General features: G+C 66.7%; 11 protein-coding genes. 9 read left to right on the plus strand and 2 right to left on the minus strand.

Annotated features, from left to right (window positions below):
- Window positions 1-2 precede the first annotated feature (2 nt).
- The 8 genes from EPN29_04145 to EPN29_04180 all read left to right on the plus strand — a co-directional run bounded on the left by EPN29_04145 (window position 3) and on the right by EPN29_04180 (window position 5,488).
- Window positions 3-1,631 carry an FAD-dependent oxidoreductase gene (locus EPN29_04145; GenBank protein ID TAN34146.1) on the plus strand — a complete coding sequence of 543 codons (1,629 nt, stop codon included), beginning with the start codon at window positions 3-5 and terminating at the stop codon, window positions 1,629-1,631.
- Window positions 1,632-1,634: 3 nt separating this feature from the next.
- A complete protein-coding gene (locus EPN29_04150) occupies window positions 1,635-2,030 on the plus strand; it encodes a hypothetical protein (protein ID TAN34147.1) in 396 nt (131 codons plus the stop codon).
- A 279-nt stretch (window positions 2,031-2,309) separates the two neighbouring features.
- Complete coding sequence (locus EPN29_04155; protein ID TAN34148.1) at window positions 2,310-2,837, plus strand: hypothetical protein; 528 nt, start codon at window positions 2,310-2,312, stop codon at window positions 2,835-2,837.
- 18 nt (window positions 2,838-2,855) lie between these two features.
- Entirely contained in the window at window positions 2,856-3,230 is a 375-nt protein-coding gene (locus EPN29_04160) for a hypothetical protein (protein ID TAN34149.1), read from the plus strand.
- Between the two features lie 12 nt (window positions 3,231-3,242).
- Window positions 3,243-3,848 carry a PHP domain-containing protein gene (locus tag EPN29_04165; GenBank protein ID TAN34150.1) on the plus strand — a complete coding sequence of 202 codons (606 nt, stop codon included), beginning with the start codon at window positions 3,243-3,245 and terminating at the stop codon, window positions 3,846-3,848.
- Window positions 3,718-4,734, plus strand: coding sequence for a hypothetical protein (locus EPN29_04170; protein TAN34151.1), 1,017 nt, complete (start codon window positions 3,718-3,720; stop codon window positions 4,732-4,734). The genes EPN29_04165 and EPN29_04170 overlap by 131 nt, the downstream gene beginning before the upstream one ends.
- A complete protein-coding gene (locus EPN29_04175) occupies window positions 4,713-5,249 on the plus strand; it encodes a hypothetical protein (protein ID TAN34152.1) in 537 nt (178 codons plus the stop codon). The genes EPN29_04170 and EPN29_04175 overlap by 22 nt, the downstream gene beginning before the upstream one ends.
- A gap of 23 nt (window positions 5,250-5,272) precedes the next feature.
- The gene (locus EPN29_04180) at window positions 5,273-5,488 is read left to right on the plus strand and encodes a hypothetical protein (protein ID TAN34153.1); all 216 of its coding nucleotides are present in this window, start codon (window positions 5,273-5,275) and stop codon (window positions 5,486-5,488) included.
- A gap of 49 nt (window positions 5,489-5,537) precedes the next feature.
- Here the strand turns inward: EPN29_04180 and EPN29_04185 are convergent, their stop codons facing one another.
- Both EPN29_04185 and EPN29_04190 read right to left on the minus strand, forming a co-directional pair.
- Window positions 5,538-5,939 carry a TrkA family potassium uptake protein gene (locus EPN29_04185; GenBank protein ID TAN34154.1) on the minus strand — a complete coding sequence of 134 codons (402 nt, stop codon included), beginning with the start codon at window positions 5,937-5,939 and terminating at the stop codon, window positions 5,538-5,540.
- A gap of 11 nt (window positions 5,940-5,950) precedes the next feature.
- Complete coding sequence (locus tag EPN29_04190; protein TAN34155.1) at window positions 5,951-6,373, minus strand: TrkA family potassium uptake protein; 423 nt, start codon at window positions 6,371-6,373, stop codon at window positions 5,951-5,953.
- A gap of 38 nt (window positions 6,374-6,411) precedes the next feature.
- On the opposite strand from EPN29_04190, the gene EPN29_04195 reads away from it, so the two are divergent.
- Window positions 6,412-7,092: a universal stress protein gene (locus EPN29_04195; GenBank protein ID TAN34156.1), complete on the plus strand. Its 681-nt coding sequence runs from the start codon at window positions 6,412-6,414 to the stop codon at window positions 7,090-7,092.
- The last annotated feature ends 233 nt before the right edge of the window (window positions 7,093-7,325 follow it).

Here is a 7,325-nt window from a genome sequence, read left to right on the forward strand (position 1 = left end):
CCGTGGCCCGTAACCCCGGGCCCGGTGCGGCGCCAAGCGCTCATGACGTCTGCGTGATCGGTGGAGGCATCACCGGGGCGGGCATCGCCCGCGACCTCTCCTTGCGCGGCCTGTCGGTGCTGCTGCTCGAGAAAGGCGATTGGGGTGGGGGCACGAGCGGCGGCTCGAGCTGGATGATCCACGGCGGGCCGCGCTACCTGGAATTCGACTGGGACACCACTCGCCTCTCCTGCCAGGACGCGGGCCACATCGTGACGATCGCGCGGAACCTCGTCTACCGCGTCGCCTTCATCCTCCCGATCCTCCCCCACGACCGGAACAACATCGAACGCATGGAGACGGCGATGGAGGTTTACGACCGCTTCCAGCCGCTCAAGAAGGCGCATCCCCACAAGCGACTGACGGCGGAGGAGGCGCGGCAGGCCGAACCCGGGCTCTCCGGCGACATCGTCGGCGCCGTGACCATGGAGGAGTGGGGCGTGGACCCACACCGGCTGGTGTACGCCAACGTGGAGGACGCCGTCGCGCACGGCGCCCGTGCTCTCAACCACACGCGCGTCGTCGGCCTGGTTCGGGATGGCGGCAGTGTCATCGGCGTGCGCTATCGGGCTGCCGACGGCGCGATGTCGGAAGCCCGCGCCAGAGTGGTGGTGAACGCGGCCGGACCCTGGTCGCCCGAGGTCGGTGCGCTGGCCGGAGTGGGAGTTCGACTGCGTCCCGCCAAAGGCATCCACATCGTCTATCCGCACCGCATCTCAGAGTTCTCGATCAGCGCGGAGTCGATCGACGGACGAGACCTGCTCATGGTCTCGCACGGAGGTTTCACGCTCCTGGGGACCACCGACGACGACTTCTACGGCGATCTGGATGCGGTGGACGTGCTCGAAGACGAGGTCGATTACCTGCTGCAAGCGTTCGAGCGCGTCTTCCCGGCGATCAGGGACTACCGCCCGGTGCGCGCGACCACCGGAGTGCGCCCCACCCTGTTCAAGTGGAGGCGTTACGAGGACGAGCTGTCGCGACGATATGAGGTGATCGACCACGCCGCCGAGGGGGTCGAGGGATTCGTCAGCATCGCCGGCGGCAAGCTGTCGATGTATCGCCTGATGGCCGAGGAGACCTCGGACGCCGTGTGCCGGAAGCTCGGTCACCAAGCGCCCTGCACCACCGCCACCACCCCCTTGCCTGGCAACGAGTCAGACATGGAACCGGCGGTCGAGCTCGCGCGACGGCATCGAATCCCGACGCTGGCCGCAGTCAAAGTCCAGAGCCGTCACGGGTCGAGGGCGGCCAAAGTGCTGGACGAAACCCGCGAAGGTCGCGTCGTCTGCCGGTGTGAACCGATCACCGAAGCCGAGCTCGCCTACGCATCACGCCACGAGCAGGTGCGCTCCCTCCCCGACGCCTTCCGGCGCGTCGGCCTGGCGGCCGGGCCGTGCGCGGGCGCCGCATGCGTGATGCGCGCCGCGGAGGTCATCGGCGGCGAGCTGGGCTGGAGCGCATCGCAGAGATTCGATGCGGTGCGGGAGTTCGTCCGCGGTGCGTGGTTGGGCCGGGCTCCCGTTCTGGGCCATGCGGGATGGGCCGAGGAGGAGCTGGCCCAGGGCGCGCTGCGAGGCTTGAGCGTCTGAGCGATGGGGCGCACCGACTCGCTGGCGAAACTGGCGTGGGCGTACGGGTTGCACCTGGCGCGACGGCGATTGACGCGTCACCGCTCGCAGCTGGTGGATCTGCTGGACACATACGCGTCGGACGGTATGCGCGCGCTGGCGCCGCAAGAGCGCGAGCGACATCCGCACCTGGTCGGCTGCATCAACTGCGGGCTGTGCGCACTGGCTGCCGGACGAATCGGCAAGACGCGCCTGCCGGACCTCGCCTCCTCCTACATGCGCCTCTACGCGCGCCTGGGCGAGGCTGCCTCCGACCTCGACGGCGACGAGCCGGACCTCGAAGCTGCCTCTGCCGCCTGTCCCGTCGGGCTGCCGCTGGCCGAGGTCGCCGCGGTCGTGCGCCGGCTGAGCGCCGGCTGAGCTCGAGGAGACACCCTCCAGGCAGACACGCCGATGCGCATCATCGGCTGACGCGGATCCGCCTGGCGATGATCCGGATGCCCGCCCATCGATGCGGAGTACCGCATCCAGGCCGCCGCTCTCGAGCGCGCGGCCGCCCGCCTCGGCGGCAGGCCCGTGAGCGCTGGTAGTTGCGAGTTATCCACATTCTGTATACAGTCTGGGGAAATCACACAACATCTAGGGCCAATGGTCAATAGATTTCTTCGCCCCCTTCGACGTTGGCAGGCTGTTGAGTCCGTGATCACCCGGATCGCGGGCCAGTTCACGACGTGGCCGGCGGATGATTTCGGACGCTTCGTCAGCGCCCCGGTCGGCACCGGCACGCCGGGCGCGGCCGCCGCCCTGCCGCCGCCGATGGAACCGTTGCGCCCGCCCCCGCCGACGTCGATCGCGCCGGCGACTTTCGAGACGCGGTTCATGAAGCTCCACGCGGAGGGCGGGTTTGATGAGATGTGGGAGATGCTCGCCGAAGACGCGCAGCGGGCATGGGGTGGGCGCGACTCCTTCATCCGGAACATGCCGCGGCTGGACGATGAGACAGAGCTCCTCGACATGCAGGTGGTCAGCGTCGCGGTGCTCGAAGGCTGGACCGATCAGGAGCACCACCGCACGTACAGCAACGTTGCTCGAATGACCATGCGTTATCGCGTGCGCCAGCGATGGAGAGAGTGGACGTTCGATCGGCAGGTTCACCTCGTTCCGGCGGCGGGAGGCTGGCGCACATTGTGCTATCCGACCGCCCCAAGAAGTGCGGGAAGCCGCTGATATAGTGGGTTGCAGGCCATGTTGCAACAAACCGTCGACGACCAGCAGCGCGACCTCCGCTGGCATCGGAGGCGACGTCGAGCGATGACACCACGCCGTCTGTTGCAAGAATCGGACGAGCTGCTCTTCTGGGTCGAGGAATGTCTGGTGCAAGGAATTCGCATCGTGCCCGGATGGCTGGTGTCGCGGCTGATGGTCGTCCTGAGGCACGCAGACGCGGAGCTTCCCGCGCGCCTGGGTCGCGACCGCCGCCCGGAGCAGGTGATGGAGATCATCTACGACGCGCAGGCGGCGCTGATGGATCAGGCGTGCCGGAGCCGCGGCCCGGCGGAGGTGATCCCTCTTTTCGCCCGGGCACGCCAGCGGACGCTGAAAGAAGCCGCGACCCTGTAGCGGGCTGTTCGGGTGCGGGTCGACCTTCATCTTCACTCGCACTACTCCCATGACGGCCAGAGCTCGCTCGTGGAGCTCATCGCACGCTGCCGCGAGGTCGGTCTCGACCGCATCGCGCTGACCGACCACAACACCGTCGAAGGAGCGCTGCAGCTGGCGCGGTTGGCGCCGGAGCTCGCCATCGTCGGTGAGGAGGCCAAGACTTCGGAAGGCGAGGTGATCGGATTGTTCATCACCCACCGACTGCCGCCTTATCTGCCGCCCGAGGACGTGATGGACCTGATCCATGAGATGGGCGGGCTCACCTACGTGCCCCATCCGCTCGACCGCCGCAGGTCTCATTTCCGCGCCGACCGCGTCGTCGAGCTCGCCGACCGCATCGACATCATCGAGACGTACAACCCGTGGTGCGATGCCGCGGCGAACCAGGCCGCGGCGCGGCTTGCCGCGGATCTCGGCAAGGTGATGGCGACAGGATCAGACTCGCATGCCGCACGAGAGCTCGGCCGCAGCTGGATGGAGATCGAGGATTACAGGAGCCCGGAGGATTTCCTGGAGAAGCTTCGCGAGGCGCGACACCTCGTCACCGCGCAAAGCGGCACGGGTCGGCGTGCCTAGCCAATCGCCCGAGCTCCTCGTCGCGGGCTCGATCGCGCTCGACACTCGCGACGGGCCGTTTGGCAGGCTGGAGGAGGAGCTGGGAGGCTCCGCTCTGTACTTTGCGTTGGCCGCAAGCCTGGTCATGCCCGTGACGCTGGTGGCTCCCGTCGGAGTCGATGCGGCCCGGCGGGTCGAACGCGTTCTGAGTCATCGCCCCATCGACACCGCGCTTCTCCAGGTGCTGCCGGCCCGGACGTATCGGTGGCGAGCCCATCAACACGACGGCCGCAACATCGACCTTGGCAGCAGCGACGACATCTACGACACCTGGGAACCGGCCACGCCGGCGGGCTTTGACGGCTGGGCATTTGTCGGGTCCATGCGCCCGGACCGCCAGGCCCAGCTGGTGGAGATGCTCGGCGGAGCCTCATTGCTGGCCGCGGACGCCATGCTGTCGTACGTCCATGCCCGCCCGCCGGCGGCAGAAGAAGTGCTGCGGAGGGCGAGCTGGTACTACTGCAACCAGGACGAGTTCGCGGCCCTCGGCGGGAGCGACCCAAGCCAATTCCGGAGCCGGTGGTCGTTGCGAGGCCTGGTCGTGAAGGCGGGACCGGGGGGCGTCAGCGCTCACACGGAGGACGGCGTGGTGCGTGTACCGGCTCTGACCGGCAGACCAGCCGTTGACACCACCGGAGCGGGTGACGCCGTCGCGGGCGGCATGCTTTCCCGCTGGTTGACGACCGGAGGCCAGCCGAACGGGCTTCAGGACGCACTTGTGTGGGGGGTCGCGTGCGCGTCGCTGGCCATCTCCGACGTCGGCATCAGAGGCCTCGCGGAGGCCACCGGCGAGCTGTTGGCGGAGCGCGTGGTGGAGGTCGAGGAATGCCTGCTCCGAGAATCGTGATCGTCGTCGGCGACCTGGTCGAGCAACACGTCGACGCGATCGTCAACGCAGCGAACAACGACCTCGTCTTGGGTGGCGGTGTGGCGGGCGCGATACGCAGGCGCGGCGGACCCGCGATCCAGGAGGAATGCGACGCGCATGGGCCGGTGAAAGTTGGCGAGGCCGCGATCACCGGTGGTGGACAGCTGCCGGCCCACCATGTGATTCATGCGGCGAGCATGGCTCTGGGCGGTCGCACGACGAAGGAGTCGCTGGCCGCCTCTATGAGCCAGGTCTTCCAGCTGGCGCACGAGCATGGAGTGCGAACGATTGCGATTCCGGCGGTGGGCACGGGCATCGCTGGCTTTCCGATGGACGAATGCGCGCGCGTGATGGGCCGCTGTCTGAGGGCTGCGCTGGCCGGAGGATGGGAGCCGCGGGAGGTGCGCTTCGTGCTGTTCGACGAGGGGGCCAAGGGCGCTTTTGAGGGTCCGTTTCGTCACCTGTTCGACGGCTCGCCGGGCACGATCGGCTGAATTCAGTTTGAATTGGGGTTGTATTGGGCAAAGACCGCCCCCTAGAATGGGCGAGTCCGCCCCAGTACAGAATCTCGAATAAGGACGGTGACTTAGTGGAAGGCTACTGCTTGAAGGACAAGAAAAAGGTCGAGATGAAAGACCCTCAGCCGATCACGATGAAGAACGGTAAGCCGGCAACAGTTGGTACGTGTCCCAACTGCGGCACCAAGATCTACAAGATCGGCAAGGCTTCGTAAGCAGGATTCGACGAGGACCGCTCCAATGGGGGCGGTCCTTTTTCTTTGCTCAGGTGGTGATCGGTGGCTCCAGGGCTCCGAGCAACACCTCGGTGGCGGAGACAGCCTCATCGACCCCGAGCGTCTTGAAGATCTCGACGTTGCTTGGGTTGTTCACGCGCGCGACCGTCCGCTTCACCCCGAAGTGCCGCTTGGCCATCTGCAGCGCGATGAGGTTGTCCTCGTCATCGGCTGTGACCGCGACGATGGCATCAGCCCGTTCGATGCCCGTCTGTGAAAGAAACTTGACTTCGCAGCCGTCGCCTCTCATCACGATGCTGCCGAGCTGAGTCTCGAGCCAGTCCGCACGGCGGGAATCTCTTTCAATGAGCGTCACCTCGTGTCCTCGCTCGAGGAGGTCGCGCGACATGTAGTAGCCGACGGTCCCGCCACCCACGACGATCACATACATGCGGGTTTCACCTACTGGTTGGCCAACAGAGTCTTCTCGATGCGCTTGGCGCCATCGATGGTCGGACAGATCGTGTGCAGGCCAAGCTTCTCGTAGGCCTCGGCGCGCTCCGGGTCATAGATGCGGGCGACGACGCGCGGAACCTTGAACACATGCTTGGCGATCTGAGCCGCCATGATGTTTCGGTTATCGCCTTCGGTCACGGCCACGAAACCGTCCGCGTCTTCGATGCCGGCCCGGCGCAGCACGTCGGCGTCGGTGCCGTTGCCCACGACCTGGTCGCCCCTGAAGTCCCCGGTCAGAACGCCGCGTGAGGCGGCTCGATTGAACTGGTTGGGGTCGCGATCGACGATGACGACTTGGTGGCCGGCCCCGTCCATGTCGGCGGCGATCTGCGAGCCGACGCGACCGCAGCCCACGATCATCAGCTTCAAGGCGCGTTGAATTATAGGGAGGACCTCGGAGCGCCCTCATGGCGCGCGCGACTGACCTTGTTAGGATTTGGGCCCTTGCGCTTCCCATTCATGTTCATGGGTGTCATGGCGTTCGGAATCGGCCTCTGGGTGCTGGGTTACCTGGCCGCCCATCGGAGCCTGGATCCGGTGGCGCAAGGCATCGCCGGCGCGACGGTCCTGATCTCCTGGCTCCTGGGAGCGTATGTGGTGATCCGCCGGGTCCGGCGCGGGCCCCAACACTGATGGCCGACCACGCTCACCTTCCGACGGCTCGAAAGGTCCTCGTCGCTGTCGGCGGCCAGGGTATCGATGCCGAGACCGTGCGGCTGGCGTGCCGCATGACGGATCCGCAGGGGGGGCGGCTGTACGGCGTGCACATCGTCGAGGTCAACCGGTCGCTACCGCTCGGGGCGGTCCTGGACGAGGTCGTGGAGCGCGGGGAGAAGATCCTGGACGAGGTCGAGCAGCTGGCGGCGGAGGCTCAGCTCCCGGTGGAGACGGAGCTGGTACAGGCACGGGACACCGGGCCCGCGTTGGTGGACGAGGCGGTCGAGTGGGGCGCCGATCTCATCGTCATGGGGCTGCCGTACAAGAGGCGGTTTGGGGAATTCAACCTGGGCAAGACGGTGCCGTACGTTCTGAAGAACGCGAATTGCCGCGTGATGCTGTTCCGGGAGCACCGCGAACACCCGGCCTGAGCAGAATTTCCAAGCCCCTCCGGGGGCCCTCCCTCTCCCGGCTGCTCCCTCCCCCAGCCTGCCGAGCCTGGCAGGTGACTTTAGGAACTTCAACCGGCTCTGTCAGCCCAGGTTGTTAACGACACGCCACCCGCGGGGTGAACCGACAGCAATGAAAATGGGGCTTGGTGGGAACGGCCCGACTTTCTTTGGTGCGAGGGAGCTCGTTGTTAACGTGGGCTGGCCGGTCGTCA

This window comes from bacterium (genome assembly GCA_004299235.1).
In the GTDB taxonomy this organism is placed as follows: domain Bacteria; phylum Chloroflexota; class Dormibacteria; order Dormibacterales; family Dormibacteraceae; genus SCQL01.

Coding starts and splice junctions, on each gene's coding strand:
- EPN29_04175 (TAN34152.1), top strand. CDS start 4,713: ATGCCTGCTCCGAGAATCGTGATCGTCGTCGGCGACCTGGTCGAGCAA.
- EPN29_04160 (TAN34149.1), top strand. CDS start 2,856: ATGTTGCAACAAACCGTCGACGACCAGCAGCGCGACCTCCGCTGGCAT.
- EPN29_04170 (TAN34151.1), top strand. CDS start 3,718: ATGCCGCACGAGAGCTCGGCCGCAGCTGGATGGAGATCGAGGATTACA.
- EPN29_04150 (TAN34147.1), top strand. CDS start 1,635: ATGGGGCGCACCGACTCGCTGGCGAAACTGGCGTGGGCGTACGGGTTG.
- EPN29_04185 (TAN34154.1), bottom strand. CDS start 5,939: ATGTATGTGATCGTCGTGGGTGGCGGGACCGTCGGCTACTACATGTCG.
- EPN29_04195 (TAN34156.1), top strand. CDS start 6,412: ATGGCGCGCGCGACTGACCTTGTTAGGATTTGGGCCCTTGCGCTTCCC.